Annotated in this window: 2 protein-coding genes; both read right to left on the bottom strand. The window is 56.3% G+C overall.

Annotation, left to right across the window (positions count from 1 at the left end; all coding sequences use genetic code 11):
* On the bottom strand, positions 1 to 416 hold a 416-nt coding region (locus tag AC1D1P_RS23375), incomplete at its 3' end, for a helix-turn-helix transcriptional regulator (protein ID WP_477674643.1).
* A gap of 215 nt (positions 417 to 631) precedes the next feature.
* Positions 632 to 1,410 (bottom strand): hypothetical protein (locus tag AC1D1P_RS23370; protein ID WP_477674642.1); only part of this gene is annotated, 779 nt, incomplete at its 5' end.

Raw genomic sequence — 1,410 nt, 5'->3', positions numbered from 1 at the left:
GCTTTGCTCAGAACGAATGCCACGATCTCGTGCTCTAACCACCTTGCAGCGGCTCTGCGGCTGGTGCCAAATTTGATCGGTGCGGGCAGTTCGCCCGTCGCGACCTTGGCATGTACCGCCGACCGTTTGAGTCCGAGCATGTCGCAGACGCGCTCGATGACGATAAGCTTTGGAACACCGTATAAGGGATATCCTGCAACCGTTGTGTGCGAAGCGGGAGCTACCTGGTCCAGCTCCGACTCTGATGCACGTGCAGCAGCAGCGGAGATCGGTGCGCGGACAATCTTGAGCTTTTTTGTGCGGGTCTGTGGAAACTGGCGCGGTGCTGAATCGATCATCAAGAACTCCATCAATATGTGCCATCGAGTGGCATTGATGTGATTGTTCTTGAGCGAACGATCTTGCGGAAGACGCACGAGCCCGGCCGGGCGCTAGCTACTTCTTCGGCAAATATCCGACCGAACGTGATAGCTCAGGCGGTAGAGCGTGCGCAGCGCATTTGCGTTCGCAAGTCAACACGTTTTGTATGAAAAGCGCAAGGACAAGACGTTTGCTTGGAAATTTGGTGGAGGCTGAATTTCCGAGTTTGTACCTTGGAATTTTTAAGGCCAAAAAGCGGCTCGTTGCCGATCTACAACGGTGCCGCGTTCTTGGGGGGCGGCAGGTCCCACTCGTCGAATTTGAGAAGCCCCAAGCATTCCCAGCCGTAGATCATCTTCCAAGCTTTATCGGCATATCTGTAGGCGCGGTCACAACGTTGGGCATCCGTGATTGTTTGTCGTTTATCGTCGGCAACGTCATAGTCGGGCAACAGCGTTGCGGCCTGCTCAATCGTAATCATCCCCGGCTTGCCCCGCCGCTTCGCCATAGGCAGGTGCTCGGTGCCCTCTGACAAGAGGGTCTGGGGATTTGACAGGAGATCGGCCAGTCTGAGGTAGCCGCGGAGCAGTTGCCGATTCGGCTTGTTGGTGGATTCCCTGGCCGCTTCKCCGCCCGTTGTTCGTGATGTTTGCARCAGATTGCTCGTGCTCAGCAGGCGTTCGAGGTACTTGACGGCGAGATCTGCTTGCGTTTGGAGGGCTAGGGTTCCGGGGCCGAATACAGGTGCTAGATCGAAAACGACCGCGACTTGCGCGCCGGGATATTCAATGCGTGGCTGGTGGTGTTTGAAATGGGCGACGGTGTCCTGCATTCGGTCCACCATCGCCGCGATGGGTGTCCAGCGCGGAAGTGAGTCGTTGTGACTTTCACTGTAGTGCTTGACACGCTGCAAGCCAAAACCTGCTTCGTGCGCAGGCGTCGGTCGGTATCCCCATTGGGCAAGATCGAATGACGGGTTGGTGCCGTCTACCATTGCTTGGTAAAAGCGATTTCGCCTGAGAAATTCCCAGGCGTACTCGGAATAGAAGG

This window comes from Polaromonas sp. P1_E1_2, from assembly GCF_056406035.1.
This window is presented reverse-complemented; position numbering and strand designations above follow the sequence as displayed.